At 69.2% G+C, this 14,600-nt stretch carries 17 protein-coding genes; 10 read left to right on the forward strand and 7 right to left on the reverse strand.

The genetic code is table 11. The annotated features are described in order from the left end of the window. Window positions 1-73: 73 nt before the first annotated feature. A complete protein-coding gene (locus tag BM417_RS33510; RefSeq protein WP_177320764.1) occupies window positions 74-991 on the forward strand; it encodes a squalene cyclase in 918 nt (305 codons plus the stop codon). Here the strand turns inward: BM417_RS33510 and BM417_RS33515 are convergent. The 6 genes from BM417_RS33515 to BM417_RS33540 all read right to left on the reverse strand — a co-directional run bounded on the left by BM417_RS33515 (window position 988) and on the right by BM417_RS33540 (window position 5,684). Further along, a complete protein-coding gene (locus tag BM417_RS33515) occupies window positions 988-1,593 on the reverse strand; it encodes a response regulator transcription factor (RefSeq protein WP_093602861.1) in 606 nt (201 codons plus the stop codon). The two genes, BM417_RS33510 and BM417_RS33515, sit on opposite strands and share 4 nt — an antisense overlap. Further along, entirely contained in the window at window positions 1,590-2,732 is a 1,143-nt protein-coding gene (locus BM417_RS33520) for a sensor histidine kinase (protein ID WP_218164644.1), read from the reverse strand. Before BM417_RS33520 ends, BM417_RS33515 begins: the two co-directional genes overlap by 4 nt. Further along, window positions 2,729-3,436: an ABC transporter permease gene (locus BM417_RS33525; RefSeq protein ID WP_093602863.1), complete on the reverse strand. Its 708-nt coding sequence runs from the start codon at window positions 3,434-3,436 to the stop codon at window positions 2,729-2,731. Before BM417_RS33525 ends, BM417_RS33520 begins: the two co-directional genes overlap by 4 nt. Then, window positions 3,433-4,317 (reverse strand): ABC transporter ATP-binding protein, encoded by an 885-nt coding sequence (locus BM417_RS33530; protein WP_093602865.1) that lies wholly within the window; start codon window positions 4,315-4,317, stop codon window positions 3,433-3,435. Before BM417_RS33530 ends, BM417_RS33525 begins: the two co-directional genes overlap by 4 nt. 68 nt (window positions 4,318-4,385) lie before the next feature. Next, window positions 4,386-5,261: a LysR family transcriptional regulator gene (locus BM417_RS33535; RefSeq protein ID WP_093602867.1), complete on the reverse strand. Its 876-nt coding sequence runs from the start codon at window positions 5,259-5,261 to the stop codon at window positions 4,386-4,388. An 18-nt stretch (window positions 5,262-5,279) separates the two neighbouring features. After that, window positions 5,280-5,684, reverse strand: coding sequence for a hypothetical protein (locus BM417_RS33540; RefSeq protein ID WP_093602869.1), 405 nt, complete (start codon window positions 5,682-5,684; stop codon window positions 5,280-5,282). 80 nt (window positions 5,685-5,764) lie between these two features. On the opposite strand from BM417_RS33540, the gene BM417_RS33545 reads away from it, so the two are divergent. The 9 genes from BM417_RS33545 to BM417_RS48125 all read left to right on the forward strand — a co-directional run bounded on the left by BM417_RS33545 (window position 5,765) and on the right by BM417_RS48125 (window position 14,048). Beyond that, window positions 5,765-6,331 (forward strand): TetR/AcrR family transcriptional regulator, encoded by a 567-nt coding sequence (locus BM417_RS33545; RefSeq protein ID WP_093602871.1) that lies wholly within the window; start codon window positions 5,765-5,767, stop codon window positions 6,329-6,331. Continuing rightward, on the forward strand, window positions 6,328-6,996 hold the full coding sequence (locus tag BM417_RS33550; protein ID WP_093603361.1) for a GAP family protein: 669 nt from the start codon (window positions 6,328-6,330) through the stop codon (window positions 6,994-6,996). Before BM417_RS33545 ends, BM417_RS33550 begins: the two co-directional genes overlap by 4 nt. A gap of 58 nt (window positions 6,997-7,054) precedes the next feature. Then, window positions 7,055-8,212, forward strand: coding sequence for a PucR family transcriptional regulator (locus BM417_RS33555; protein WP_143138900.1), 1,158 nt, complete (start codon window positions 7,055-7,057; stop codon window positions 8,210-8,212). 143 nt (window positions 8,213-8,355) lie between these two features. Next, window positions 8,356-8,949 (forward strand): DUF6801 domain-containing protein, encoded by a 594-nt coding sequence (locus tag BM417_RS33560; protein WP_093602875.1) that lies wholly within the window; start codon window positions 8,356-8,358, stop codon window positions 8,947-8,949. Window positions 8,950-8,976: 27 nt separating this feature from the next. Further along, entirely contained in the window at window positions 8,977-9,867 is an 891-nt protein-coding gene (locus BM417_RS33565) for a glutaminase (RefSeq protein ID WP_093603363.1), read from the forward strand. Between the two features lie 37 nt (window positions 9,868-9,904). Then, entirely contained in the window at window positions 9,905-11,230 is a 1,326-nt protein-coding gene (locus tag BM417_RS33570; protein ID WP_177320738.1) for a M20/M25/M40 family metallo-hydrolase, read from the forward strand. A gap of 11 nt (window positions 11,231-11,241) precedes the next feature. Next, on the forward strand, window positions 11,242-12,030 hold the full coding sequence (locus tag BM417_RS33575; RefSeq protein WP_093602877.1) for an SDR family oxidoreductase: 789 nt from the start codon (window positions 11,242-11,244) through the stop codon (window positions 12,028-12,030). Between the two features lie 63 nt (window positions 12,031-12,093). Then, window positions 12,094-12,927 carry an alpha/beta fold hydrolase gene (locus BM417_RS33580; protein WP_093602879.1) on the forward strand — a complete coding sequence of 278 codons (834 nt, stop codon included), beginning with the start codon at window positions 12,094-12,096 and terminating at the stop codon, window positions 12,925-12,927. Window positions 12,928-12,941: 14 nt separating this feature from the next. Continuing rightward, the gene (locus BM417_RS48125; RefSeq protein WP_093602881.1) at window positions 12,942-14,048 is read left to right on the forward strand and encodes a hypothetical protein; all 1,107 of its coding nucleotides are present in this window, start codon (window positions 12,942-12,944) and stop codon (window positions 14,046-14,048) included. Here BM417_RS48125 and BM417_RS33590 read toward each other — a convergent pair. Continuing rightward, window positions 14,029-14,472 (reverse strand): hypothetical protein, encoded by a 444-nt coding sequence (locus tag BM417_RS33590; RefSeq protein ID WP_093602883.1) that lies wholly within the window; start codon window positions 14,470-14,472, stop codon window positions 14,029-14,031. The genes BM417_RS48125 and BM417_RS33590 overlap by 20 nt on opposite strands. Window positions 14,473-14,600: the final 128 nt, after the last annotated feature.

A 14,600-nucleotide genomic window follows, 5' to 3' on the forward strand; every position in this document is an offset into this window, starting at 1 on the left:
GGCTTGTTTGTGCTGGTAGGGCTTGATCGGTGGTGGTGTCGGTGGGCGGGGTTAGGGTCGGGGGGTGCGTGAGCTGACTGGGTGGTTGCTTGACTCTGACCCTGCGTTGCGGTGGCAGGTTCAGCGGGATCTGGTGAGGGCGCCTGAGGACGTTTGGCGTGCTACGCGGGCGCTTGTGGGGGCTGAGGGGTTTGGGGCTCGGCTGCTTGGGGTGCAGGGGGCCGATGGCATGTGGGCTGGTGGGGCCTTCTTTCCCGCTGGGTTTGACGGGAAGGAGGAGGGGCAGCCGTGGACGGCTACTACCTGGTCGTTGACCTCGTTGCGGGAGTGGGGGCTTGACGCCTCGGTGCTTGAGGGGACCGCTGGGCTTCTTGAGGCTGGGTGTCGGTGGGAGTACGAAGGGCTGCCCTACTGGGGTGGGGAGGTCGACTGCTGCATCAACTCGTGGACCTTGGCCAACGGGGTGTGGCTTGGGGTCGATGTTCGGGGGATTGCCGAGTGGTTCGTGGAGCATCAGCTTGGGGATGGTGGGTGGAACTGCGAGTGGGTTGAGGGGTCTACGCGGTCGTCGTTTCACTCGACGCTCAACTCGTTGAAGGGGTTGTGGGCGTACGAGGTGGCTACTGGGGGCACTGCGGAGACCAAGGCGGCTCGGGCTCGGGGTGAGGAGTACCTGCTTGCGCGGAGGCTTTGTCTGCGGTTGTCCACTCAGGAGCTTGTGGGGGAGTGGGCTGGGCGGTTTCGGTCGCCGTTTCGGTGGGGGTACAGCGTGTTGAACGCCATGGACTACTTCTGGGCGGTCGGTGTGAAGGATCCGCGGATGGCTGAGGCTGTCGAGATGATCAGGCTTGCCCGGCAGCCGGATGGGACGTGGCTGCAGGGTGGGCGGCATCCTGGGCGGGTGTGGTTTGAGGTTGATGTCGCTGAAGGGGAGCCGTCCAAGTGGCTCACGTTCTACGCGATGAGGGTGTTGGAGTGGTGGGATCGTTAGATCCAGCCTCTTGCTCTGGCGAAGCGGGCTGCCTCGTGGCGGTTCGAGGCTGCTGTTTTGCCCACGGCGGAGGAGAGGTAGTTGCGGACTGTGCCTGGGGACAGGGAGGCGCGGCGGGCTATTTCCTCGATTGGGGCGCCTTCCAGGGCTAGCTCTAGGACGTCTGCCTCGCGTGGGGTTAGCGGGCTGTCGCCGGCGCTGATTGCTTCTGCGGCCAGGGCTGGGTCTACGTAGCGGCCTCCTGTGTGGACGGTTCTGACCACCGTGGCCAGGACGTCTGAGGAGACGGTTTTCGGGAGGAAGCCCCTTACGCCTGCGGCTAGAGCTCGTTTCAGGTGGCCTGGGCGGCCGTGGCTGGTGACGATCATCGTGGAGCACGACGGGAGTTCCAGGGCCAGGGATTGCGCTACCGAGACGCCGTCCAGGTCTGGCATTTGCAGGTCGATCACGGCCACGTCTGGGCGGACTACGCGGGCGGTGGCCAGGGCTTCGGCGCCGGTGGCGGCTTGGGCTACCACTTCGAGGTCGTCTTCCAAGGACAACAAGGCGGCCATGGCGCCTCGGATCAGGTGTTCGTCGTCGGCCAGGAGGATGCGGATCACGGGAGCTCCACGGTGAGGACGAAGCGGTTGGGGGCTTCCGGGGCCGCTGTCACGGAGCCGCCTAGGGCCGCTATGCGCTCGTGGAGGCCGGTCAGGCCGCTGCCGAAGCGGAACGAGGTCAGGGAGACGCCGTCGTTCGACATGGTGAGGACCTTGCCGCGCAACGTGATCGTGCACGTGTGGGCCTCGCTGTGGCGCAGCACGTTGGTGACGCCTTCGCGGACGGCCCAGCCCAGGGCGCCTGCCGGTTCGCCGTCGAACGTCACGTCGCCGATCACGCGGCAGTCGATGCCCGCCGAGGCCAGGAGTGAGCGGGCTCCTGCCAGTTCCACGGAGAGGTCGGCGGTGCGGTAGCCGCTGACCACGGCGCGGAGTTCGTCCAGGGAGTCCTGGGCGATCTGGCGGACCTCGAGCATCTCGTCGATGGCGGGCTCGGTGCGGCCGCGGCGTGCTAGCTGGGCCGCGAGGTCGGCTTTCAGGGCTACGGCGGAGAGGTTGCGGCCCACTACGTCGTGCAGGTCGCGGGCGAAGCGGAGGCGTTCTTCGGCCACGGCCAGGTTCGCGCGGACTTCACGGGAGCGGTCCAGTTCCCAGACGATGCGCAGCATCCACAACGTCGAGCGGAACGCGGCCACCACGAACTGCAGCATGATGGTCATGAAGAACGCGATGCCCGGTGGTGCGACGAGGAACATCCAGGCGCCGCCCGCGGCGGCTACCAGCACGAGGGTGCGCGGGCGGGCCACGGCGGACAGGGACGTGATCATCAGGACCAGGAAGATGATCGCGATGCCGTCGCCTGGGCTGTCGGACTTGTCTGGCAACGGATCCGGGTAGATGAGTTCCGCCGCAGCCAGCGCGGTGCAGGTGGCGACGACGTAGATCGTCAGCAGGCGGCGCGGATAGGCGGCCCTGCCGAGGTGGTACTCGATGCCGAAGTGGACGAGCCGGACGCCCATGGCCACGTGGGCCAGCACCGCCGTCACGAGCACGACGAGGGCCACGGTGCTGACTTCCGCGGTCAGGCTGATGATCAGCAACGGCGGCAGGAACACGTAGCTCAAGTAGAACGTGTAGCGGACGAACAGGTCGAACCGCGCCGCGCTGCCACGGGAGCGCCACCAGCCGAGCAAGTTCACCTCCGAGGATCCCACCTGAACCACCGCTGCACAGCGTAGGTCCCCAGGACGATCCACACCGCCAGGACGATCAACGGCTGGAGCACGGGGCCGTCGGCCCAGCCGGCGCGCAGCAGTTCGAGCACCGGCGTCAGCGGCAGGTACTCGAGCACCGCCGCGAGGCCTTCGGGCAACGCCGAGAGCGGGAACATCAGGCCGGAGCCGAACAGGCACGCCATCAGGATCGGCAGCGACGTCGCCTGCGCCATCTCGACGGTCCGCGTGAACGCCGAGGACACCGCGGCGAGCAGCGTGAAGACCGCGACGCCGCCGAGCACGCCGAGCAGCAGGAACCACGGCCGCGACGGCAGTTCGACGCCGGTGATCACCCCGACGACCACGCAGTACAGCACCATCTGCCCCAACGCCACCACGACGGACGGCAGGGACGCGCCGAGCAGGATCTCCGGATCGGTGAGCTCGCCGACGCGCAGGCGCTTCAGAACGAGCTCCTCGCGCCGGGCGACGAACGTGGTGACGAGGTTGTAGTACACCGCCATCAGCAGCGCGAACCCGATCAACCCGACGACCAGGGGCACGCCGTCCGCGTCCACCGAGATCAGCACCGGTACCAGCAACAACGGCAGCAGCAGCGAGTTGAACAGCGCGGTCCGGTTGCGCCAGAACAACTTCAGCTCGGCCTGTCCAACAGCCACGGCCCTCATGCCGCCTCCTCCGCGATCGCCAGGAACGCCTCTTCGAGCGACGCCGACCGGGCGTCCAAACCGGACAGTTCAACGTTGTTGCGGGCGGCCCACGCGAGAAGCTCGTGCAGGGTCGACTGGAGCTCGTTCGTCCGCACGGTCACCCGGCCCGACGACTCCACATCGGCCACGACGGGCAGCGAGACACCGGTCGGCGGCACGAACGAGATCCGGGACGGATACGCGTCCACGACCTCGGACACCGTTCCCTGCGCCACGATCCGGCCGCGGTGCATGATCGCCAGCCGGTCGGCCAGCGCCTGCGCCTCCTCCAGATAGTGCGTGGTCAGCAGCACGGTCACGCCCTCGCGCAACAGGGAACGAATCAGCTCCCACGTGTTGCGCCGGCTTTCCGGGTCGAGGCCGGTGGTCGGCTCGTCGAGGAACAACACCTCCGGCTTGCCCAGCAACGCGAGCGCCAGGTCCAGCCGCCGCCGTTCACCCCCGGACAGCTGCTTCACCCGCACCGACGCCCGATGCGCCAGGTCGACCAGCGACAACGCCTCGTCCACCGGCCGGGGCGACGTCAGGGTCCCCGCCCACATCCTCGCGGCCTCGGTCACCGTGAGGTCCGGCGGGAAACCGCCTTCCTGGAGCATGACGCCCATCCGCGGCCGCACCAGGGAACGTTCCTTGAACGGGTCGTGGCCGAGCACACGTACGGACCCCTCCGCCGGACGTGAGAGCCCTTCCACGACCTCCACCGTCGAGGTCTTTCCCGCACCGTTCGTGCCGAGCAGAGCGAACATCTCGCCCCGCTCCACATCAAAGGAAACGCCCCGTACAGCTTCGAACCCTCCGCTGTACCGGCGAGTCAGCCCCCGCACCTCGATCGCTGTCATGGACCAACGATCTCGGGAAACACCCGTGACCGGCAGTGCGGCCCCTCACCAGTTCCCCATGACAGATGTCATGCGCGGAGCACGAGGGCGTCCAGCACCACGGACGCCGGTTCGGACAGATTCAGCCACGCGACGACGATGCGCTGGCGCTCTCTTGAGCGCACCCGTATGACCTGCACACCGGACGGGACCAACGCGGCCAACGGTTCGGGCAACGTCGTGATGCCCGCACCGGACGCCACGAGCTGAAGCTTCGCCAGCCAGTCCCGCGCGACATGGGCGACGGTCACCCGTTCGTCCAGCCCCGGCCAGACGCCGAAACCGGGCGGGCCGGCGATCCACGCCCAGCCGCGCAGGTCGGCCACCTCGATGAAGTCCTTGTGCGCCAGCGGATGCGTCGACGGCACGGCCAGCAGCAACTCGCGTTCGTCGAGCACCTTGGTCCGCAACGCCGGCGTCTCGTCGTCCAGCGGCGGGAACGGCGGCTCGGACGCGAGCACCGCGATGTCGACCGTGCGCGCTCGCAGCGCGCGCACGAGGGACGCGGTGGTGCCGTCGCGCGTGGTCACCGTCAACGCCGGATGACTGCGCCGCAACGACGCCAGCGCAGACGGGACCAGCGTGCCGCCCGCGCTCGTGAACCACCCGAGTCGCACGGTGCCCGCGGTGGCCGGCAGCCCGGACAGCTCACGGCTCGCGGCGTCGAGCTGCGCGAGAACCAGCCCCGCGTGCCGCAGCAGCACGTGCCCGGTGTCGGTCAGCTGCACGCCATCGCGTTGCCGGTCGAGCAACGGCGCGCGCACGACCCGTTCGAGAGCGGCGATCTGCCGGGACACCGCCGACTGCGTGTACCCCAGCGCGGCGGCCGCGGCGCTCAGCGAGCCCCGTTCGGCCACCTCCTGGAACACCCGCAACGCCACCAGCGGAACCGCAGTGAGGTCCATGAACCAGAGGTATACGGGCTACGGGTGGTATCGCCCCTGAATCTCGGTGATCTCCCCGTCGCCGTTGAACGTCAGCCGGGGCGCGTACGGCGTATCGCCCTTCGCCAGGAACTCCGCGCGCGTGCACTCGAGCGCGCCCAGCCCGTTCCACGTCAGCGTGAGGCCCTGCGGCTCTCCGCACCCGAACGGCGTGCGGATGACCACGTCGTCGGCGAGCCGCGACACCCGCGGCTCACCGGGCAGTTCGTGAACCATGGTGTTGTTCTCCTCGGCTCGCCGGAACTCGCCGTCGACCCACTGCACCGTGCCGTCGGGGTTGATCGCGGTGATCACCGCGACGTTCGTGGTGTCGGGCAACGCCCACCAGATCGCGCCCGCCCCGACCGGAATCGCGGCCAACGCCGCCCAGATCCACCGCTTCACGACGTGTTCGACGCCTCAAGCCGTCCCAGGGTTGCGCGAGGGAGTTGCGGTGATCAGATTAAGGTCGTAATCTCACGGTCGTGCCAAAACGCGCGGATCCCGTCGAACGGCGTCGGCAGGTGGTCGCCGCCCTCTACCGGGTGGTCGACGCCGAGGGGCTGGACGCGGCGAGCCTGCCCAGGATCGCGAGGGAGCTGAACGCCACCACGGGCCTGCTGCAGAAGTACTTCCGCAGCAAGGACGAGCTGCTGCTGTTCGCGCAGGACCAGCTCGTGGAGGAGCTCACCGCACGCGTGCAGGCGGTCCTGAGTCAGGAGGGGAGCCTTCAGGACCGGCTGCGTGAAGCGTTGTGCGCCATCGCGCTCGTGGACGACGCGGCACGTGCGCGGGTGTGGCTGGCGTTCGCGGCTCGTGCGGCGGCGAATCCCGTGTTGCTGCAACGGCATGTGGAGGGCGCGCGGCAGATCAGGGATCTGTGCCGGCACGTGCTGGAGGCGGCGGGCCTGGACGGCGGGGAGGCCGTCGGGCTCGCCGCCCTGGTCGACGGGGTGACGGCGCAACGCGCGCTCGAACCCGACGTGATGACGGAAGAGGTGGCGGGGCGGGTGATCGCGCGGCACCTCGAACGACTGTGGGGGAGAACGTGACACTGGGACTGGTGGCGGCGCTGGCGGGGCTGGCGCTGCTCGACTCGACGAGCATCGGGACGTTGTTCATCCCGATCTGGCTGATGCTCACGCCGGGGCGGCTGAAACTGAGCAGGTTCGGCGTCTACCTCGGCACGATCACCGTCTTCTACTTCGCCGTCGGCATCGTGATCGTGCTCGGCGCCCAGCGGCTGGCCGGCCACCTCGACAACCAGGTGGCCCTCTGGACCCAACTGGTGATCGGCGTGTTCCTGTTCGCGATCAGCTTCCGCTTCGACAGCAAGAAGAAGACGAACACCGGGAAGTGGCAGAACCGCGTCAACGCCAACGGGTCCGTGGTGGCGCTCGCGGGTGTCGCGGTGCTGGCGGGCATGGTGGAGCTCGCGACGATGCTGCCCTACCTGGGCGCGATCGGGATGATGAGCGCCGCCGACCTGCGGCCGGCCCAGATCGGGCTGCTGCTCGCCGGATACTGCCTGGTCATGATCGTGCCGGCACTCCTGCTGCTCGGCGGGAGGCTCGCACTGCGAGCGAGGATCGAGCCGTTTCTGACGAGGATCAGCGCGTGGTTCGCGGCGAAAGGGGCGGGTGCCACGGGCTGGATTCTCGGCATCGCCGGGTTCCTGGTCGCGCGCGATGCCATCGCCCGGCTGTTCCTCACGTGAACCATTTGGTCCAGTTGGCTGAACGACCCGGTTTCGTTTTCCTCCTACACTCGCCAGGATGACTGGGCTGGACGATCCGAGAAGATCGGTCCCGCGCGAACTGGCGCCGTTGCTCCGAATGGAAGTGGCGCCCGTTTCGGTGAGCATTTTCGAGGCGATCGAGAAATCGATTCCGGAATACAGCACGTTCCGGGAGAACGTGGTCGACGGAATCCGGCAGGCGTTGGTGAAGTTCGTCGACCGCATCGCCGCGCCGGATTCCGAGCCCGATCCGCACGACGACATCCACCGCAAGCTCGGCGCGTGGGAGTTCAAGTCCGGCCGGAGCCTCGACAGCCTCCAGGCCGCCTACCGGATCGGTGCGCGGGTGGCGTGGCGGCACGTCTGCGGGTTCGCCGAACGGCGGGAGCTGTCGCTGCGCCTCATGTCGGTGCTGGGCGAGGCGATGATCGCCCACGTCGACGAGCTGGTGAGCCTGTCGGTCGAGGGGTACGCGGCCGCGCAGGCGAGCGCCGCGGGCACGCTGGAACGCAAGCGGCGCAAGCTGATGGAGCTGCTCGTCGGCGATCCCGCGACCAGCTGGGAGGCCGTGCTCGACGCCGCGAAGGCAGCGTCCTGGCCGATGCCCGACCGTCTCGTCGCCGTCGCGCTGGAGCCGTCCGCCGCGCCCGCGGACGACCTGCCGGCCGACGTCCTGGTCAACTTCGAGGACGCCACGCCGTACCTGCTGGTGCCGAACCCGGCCGCGGTGCCGCGCTGGCTGCGCAGAGCACTGCCGGGGTGGCGGGCCGCGGTCGGCCTGCCGGTGGCCCCGAAGGACGCGCGCAGGTCGCTGGCCTGCGCCCGCCGGGTGCTCGCCCTCTCGCAGGAGAAGGTGCTGCCCGAGAAGCCGGTCCTGGACTGCGCCGACCACCTCGTCGAACTGACCGTGCTCGCCGACGAGTTCCTGGCCCGCCAGCTCGCGGAACGGGCGCTGGCGCCGCTGGCCCCGCTCACCGACCTGCAACGGACCAAGCTCGCCGAGACGCTGCTGGTGTGGCTGTCGGCACGGGGCGGGGCGCCCGAGGTCGCCGCCCGGCTGAAGGTCCATCCGCAGACCGTGCGGTACCGCGTGAACCAATTGGACGAACTGTTCGGCGACCGAATGCACGACGCCGAGGAACGGTTCACCCTCGAACTCGCCCTGCGCGCACACTATTTGTTGCTGCGGGACTGACAAACAACCGGAAGCCATTTCGTACGCAGGTGACAAAAGACAGTTTTTGCTTGCCTTGCCGAATCAAAGCTGGCTACTTTACTGGCGAGTAAAGCAACACCGCCTTCTTGCAGTTCAATGACGTACTCAGGAGGTCCCTGCAGATGAAGACCGGACTTTTCGCGCGCGCCGCCGCCGTCGTTCTGGTTGCCGGAGCGCTGAGCGTGACGACGGCCGGCACCAGTTCCGCCGCGACCGCCTCGCTGAACATCACCTACGTGTGCGAGTTCTCGATCACCGGCACGCACGACATGCCGACCGTCGTCACCTCGCCGGACGCGCCGGACTCCGCCACCGTCGGTGTGCCGACCGCGCCGGCCTCGACGACGGTGGCCACCACCGTGTCGGACGACATCCGCAACACCCTGTGGTGGATCGGTGGCCGTTCGGTCGACGGCACGCTGAGCACCAGTGTCACGGTGACCAACGGGAGCAGCGTCCAGAACGTGACCGCGACGTCGACCATCCCGAACACCGCGGTTCCGAGCTCGGGCACGTTCCAGGTCGTCGCCACCGGCACGCTGCCGGCGCTGACGCTCGCCAACGCCGGTACGGCGACGATCTCGCTGGGCAACGCGACCCTCGCGCTGACGCCGCGCTACTCCAACGGCGACCCGACGTGGATCGGTACCGTGAACTCGCCTTGCACGGTCAAGGCCGGCCAGGCCACCAAGTTCCACGAGTTCCCGGTGGCGTAAGGCCCGTCCCGTGATGGGATGACGGCCATGGAGCTCCAGCAACTGGTGGACCGGATCACCTCTGAGGTCACGCCAGGTGGCGCCGTAGCCGACTACATCCCGGCACTGGCCAGGATCGACCCGCACGCCTTCGGCCTCGCCGTCGCCACCCTGGACGGCGAGGTCTTCGGCGCGGGGGACTACGACAGGCCGTTCTCGATCCAGAGCATCTCCAAGGTGTTCATGCTCGCTCTGGCCCTCGCCGAGAACGACGACGTGTGGACCCGGGTCGGCCGCGAGCCGTCCGGGTCACCGTTCAACTCGCTGGTCCAGCTGGAGACCGAGCAGGGCATCCCGCGCAACCCGTTCATCAACGCGGGCGCCGTCGTCGTCACCGACCACCTCGGCCTCGGCGCCGCCGACCGGCTGCTCGCGTTCCTGCGCCAGGAGAGCGGAAACGCGCAGATCGGCGTCGACCCCGAGGTCGCCAAGTCGGAGATGGACCACAGCGACCGCAACCGCGCGCTCGCGCACTTCATGGCCTCCTACGGCAACATGCGCAACCCTGTCGACGTCGTGGTGCACGAGTACGTGCGGCAGTGTTCTATCGCGATGAGCTGCGCTGATCTTGCCCGCGCCACCCTGTTCCTCGCCCGCCACGGCGTCCGCAACGACGGCACGCGGCTGCTCGGCGTCAGCGGCGCGAAACGCGTCAACGCCGTGATGCTCACGTGCGGCACCTACGACGCCGCCGGCCAGTTCGCCTACCGCGTCGGCCTGCCGGGCAAGAGCGGCGTCGGCGGCGGCATCATCGCCGTCGTTCCCGGGAAGTGCGCGATCTGCGTCTGGAGCCCAGGATTGGACGCACGAGGCAACTCTCTCGCGGGCGTGGACGCGTTGGACCGATTCACCACGTCCACGGGCTGGTCGGTGTTCTGACTGATGGCCAAGGGGAAACGGGTGGTAGGAAGACGGGGTGAGCACAACGGGGAACGCACTGGCACTGGCGGAAGACGAGGTCGTCACCCTCGTCAGTGAGCTGATCAGGATCGATACCACGAACACGGGTGATCCCGCCACGGTGGTGGGGGAGCGCAAGGCCGCCGAGTGGGTGGCGGAGAAGCTGTCCGAGGTCGGCTACGAGACGACCTATGTGGAGTCCGGGGCCAAGGGCCGCGGCAACGTGGTCGCACGCCTTCAGGGCGCGGATCCCAGCCGTGGCGCGCTTCTGGTCCACGGCCACCTCGACGTCGTGCCCGCCGACGCCTCCGAGTGGTCGGTGCACCCGTTCTCCGGCGCCGTGCAGGACGGGTACGTGTGGGGCCGCGGCGCCGTCGACATGAAGGACATGGTCGGCATGACGCTGGCCCTGGCCCGGCACTTCAAGCGCAACGACATCGTGCCGCCGCGCGACATCGTGTTCGCGTTCCTCGCCGACGAGGAGGCCGGCGGCCTGTTCGGCGCGAAGTGGCTGGTCGAGAACCGGCCCGAGCTGTTCGAGGGCGTCACCGAGGCGATCAGCGAGGTCGGCGGCTTCTCGATCACGCTCAAGGACGACGTCCGCGCGTATCTCGTCGAGACGGCCGAGAAGGGCATCCGCTGGCTCAAGCTGCGGGTCAAGGGCACCGCGGGCCACGGCAGCATGATCCACCGCGACAACGCCGTCGCGAAGCTCGCCGCCGCCGTCACCAAGCTCGACCAGCACCAGTGGCCGCTGATCATCCGCCCGTCCGTGCGCGAGTTCCTCGACGGTGTCACCGAGATCACCGGCCTCGACTTCCCCGAGGACGACATCGAGGGCTCGATCGGCAAGCTCGGCGCCCTGTCGCGCATGATCGGCGCGACGCTGCGCGACACCGCGAACCCGACCATGCTCTCCGCCGGGTACAAGGCGAACGTCATCCCGTCGACCGCCGAGGCCACTGTGGACTGCCGGATCCTGCCGGGCCGCGAGGAGGCGTTCGACCGCGAGCTCGCCGAGCTCCTCGGCCCGGACGTGGAACGCGAATGGGTCGGCCTGCCGCCGGTCGAGACGACGTTCGACGGCGCCCTGGTGGACGCGATGACGGCGTCGCTGCTCGCCGAGGACCCCGGCGCCCGCGTGCTGCCGTACATGCTCTCCGGCGGCACCGACGCCAAGTCGTTCCAGCAGCTCGGGATCCGCAACTTCGGCTTCTCGCCGCTGAAGCTGCCCGCCGACCTCGACTTCTCCGGGCTCTTCCACGGCGTGGACGAGCGCGTGCCCGTGGACGCCCTGAAGTTCGGCGTCCGGGTCCTCGACCGATTCCTGCGCAACAGCTGAGGAGTGGTGTCGTGTCCACTGTGGATTTGACCGGTCAGGTCGCGCTGGTCACGGGCGGAGCGCGAGGAATCGGCTCCGCCGCCGTGCACCGGCTCGCGAAGCTCGGCGCGCGGGTGGCGGTGCTCGACCTCGACGCCGCCGGCGCGCACCGGGTCGCGTCCGCGGTGGGCGGCATCGCCATCGCCGGTGACGTCTCCGATCCCGAGACCATGCCCGCGGTCGTGGAGCAGGTCGAGAAGGAGCTCGGACGCCTCGACGTCGTGCTCCTCAACGCCGGGATCGGTGGCGGGCAGAGGGGAGTGGACGACGCCCTGGACGTCGCCCGCTACCGCAAGCTGGTCGGGGTCAACGTCGACCACGTCGTCTACGGGCTCTGCGCCGCCGTCCCGGCGCTGCGGCGGCAGGGCGGCGGGAAGATCGTGATCACCGCGTCGCTGGCCGGGCTGACGGCGATGCCCGCCGATCCGCTGTACACGCTGACCAAGCACGCGGTCGTCGGGTACGCGCGGGCGGCGGGCAAGGCGCTGGCCGGCGACAACATCACGGTCTCCGCGCTGTGTCCCGGGTTCGTCGACACGTTGCTGCTGGGCGCGGCGAAGGAGGAGTTCAACTCCGTCGCGTTCCCGTTGCTGACGCCGTCCGACGTCGCCGAGGCGCTGCAGACCGTGCTGGCGCAGAGCGAACCGGGGGAGGCCTGGATCATCCAGCCCGGCGGGAAGGCGACGGCCTACGGCTTCCGCGGGGTGCCGGGCGTCGGTGGCGGGAAGATGCCACCCGAAGTGGTGCTCGGCCGCATTTAGGGCGTGTCCTGGAACCGTGTTGTCTCGTTAGGACGAACAGACGACACGGCGAAAGGACTGCGCATGGTGCGGCTGGAGGACGGGACCGAGCTCAACGTGATGCGAGCGGGGGATCCCGAGGCGCCGGTGACGGTCGTGCTCGCGCACGGCTACGCGCTCGACCACCGCAGCTGGCACAAGGTAGTGGCGCAGCTGAGCCAGGACTTCCAGGTCATCGCGTACGACCATCGCGGCCACGGCAAATCGGGCGGCGCGTCCAAGGAGACCGCCACGATCGACCAGCTCGGGGAGGACCTGGGCGAACTGATCGAACGCGCGGTGCCGCAGGGCCAGGTCGTGATCGCCGGGCACTCGATGGGCGGCATGGCGGCGCTCGCGATGGCCGAACGCAGGCCGCGGCTGTTCCGGCAGCGGGTGCTGGGCAACGTCTTCGTGTCCACGGCGGCGAGCGGCATGTCCGAGACCGCGCTCGCGTGGCCCAAGGCCGTGGGCAAGCTCGTGCGGGAGCTGGAACGGGCGTTCGGGCCGATCGTGCGCGCGGTGCGGGAGAGGATCGAGCCGACCAAGACCGCCGGGCTGCGGTGGTGGCTGTTCGGCGACCAGCCGGCGGCCGAGGACGTGGAACTGACCGCGGACATGGTGTGGGGGCACTGGCCGGAGACCGTCGCGTTGTTCCGGCCCGCCGTGGACCGCTACGACCGCGAGGCCGGACTCACGGTGGCCAAGGAGAAGGCCGTGGTCGCCGTCGTGGGGGACGAGGACCGGCTGGTGCCCGAGTCGGACGCCGTGAAGTTCGGCGGAACGTCGGTCGTGCTGGCCGACGCCGGACATATGCTTCCGCTGGAACGACCGGCGGAGCTCGCGAACCTGATCCGCGAGGTGGCCGCGAAGGCATAGCTGGGGGCTGGTGCGTGCAGTACCTCGAACCGCGCACGGACGTGCCGGCGAAGGACGACTGGTCCACCGGCCTGATCCTGCAGGACCTGCGCTGGGGCGCGACGACGCTGGGCGGCATCGCCGTCGTGACGGGCGCCTTCGGCGTGGCGTGCCTGTTCCTGGCCACCACCCCCGGCAACGTCGGCGCGATGGTCGTGCTGTTCCTGGTCACGTTCCTGTTCGGGCTGGGCCCGCTGATGTACCGGTCGGAGACCAGGGCCGTGCGGCGCGGCCTGCTGGACCAGCCGTGGCGGCGGGTCCCGGCCACGGTCGCGGAGAAGCAGTCCGACGACCTGCACGACCGTCTGCTGCTCGGCGACGGCACGGTGCTGAAGGGCTGGTTCGAGGACCTGCCGGACATGGTGCTGGAACGGCAGGAGGTCTTCGTCTGCGGCCCTGACGCGTCCGGCAAGGCGGTCGTCAGGGCCGCCGGGTTCGCCAAGATGGAGAACGCCAGGGCGGGCGAGAAGGCCGACGCCGAGACCCACCCCGCACGGGAGCGCGTGGAACGACCGCTGGGCAGGCCACTCGACGACGAGGCCACCCTGAAGGCCTACAAGGGCATGCGCTGGGGCGTGCGGTCGTGGCTGTGGTCGGCCGTGCCCGCGGGACTCGGGGGAGTGCTGGTCCTGCTCAGCCTGTTCCCGCTCGCGCCGGCCGGGCTGGTCGTCGGCGGGCTCATGACGGCGCTGGGTCTGCTGGGCGTCCCGACGGCGATCGAGATCAGCCGCTGGTACCGCGACGCCGTGAGAGCCGTCGAGAACTCGGCGCAGTGGACGCCCGTGGCGATCACGCTGTTCCCGTGGCAGCCCAACCAGAACGTCGCCGGGCTCGCGCAGATGCCCGGCGGGCTCGCGCTGGTTCAGTTCGTGATCCCCGACCTGAACGTGGTGGCGAACATCGCCGACACCGGCGTCATGTGGATCGCCGGGACGCACGGCGACGTGATCGCGGTGGGCGTGCCCAGGGTGCCGGTGCTGACGTTCGCCGCGGTCCAGCCGGATCGGGACACCCCGAAGGAGGACCCGATCCCCTGGATCCAGCGGTTCCGCCAGCCCGACTTCAGCGGCCTGCCGCGCTAGAACGCCGCCTTCCCGGCGGACGGCCGAAGAGCCGCACGTGCTCGTCGACCAGCCAGTCCTTCAGCGGCGCCCACTCCGGGTGGTGGTTGAGCACCAGCAGGCGGTGCATCCACCAGTTCGGGTCGTCGTGGCGGGGGAACGCGGCGAGCCACGCGGCCCGCTCGTCCGCCGTGAGTCCCCAGAGGTGGGCGAGCTGGCCCTCGGCGTCCGTGTCGAGCTGGGCGGTGACCCGGCCGTCCTCGGTGTGCCATTCCGCGCGGAGTTCGCGCAGGACGGCTATGGCGCGTTCGTCACCTTCCTCGGCGGTGACGACCACGGTGTGCAGGCCCTGCGCCGCGGCATGCGCGAGCAGGGCACGGGCGGACGTTTCGTCGTGCGGCAGTGCGCTGTGAGCGACCCCGACTTCGTGCGGCACGAGCTCCATGACCCAGAATCTGATCACATCTACAACCAGTTCGGTGCATTTTATTGCTTCAGTGTTGACTGAAGGATCACCTTTCGCCGGTCACCGTCCCACGTTGCGCGAACGTTGTTGTAAGGCACCCGGACATC

Source organism: Lentzea waywayandensis (assembly GCF_900115955.1).
In the GTDB taxonomy this organism is placed as follows: domain Bacteria; phylum Actinomycetota; class Actinomycetes; order Mycobacteriales; family Pseudonocardiaceae; genus Lentzea; species Lentzea waywayandensis.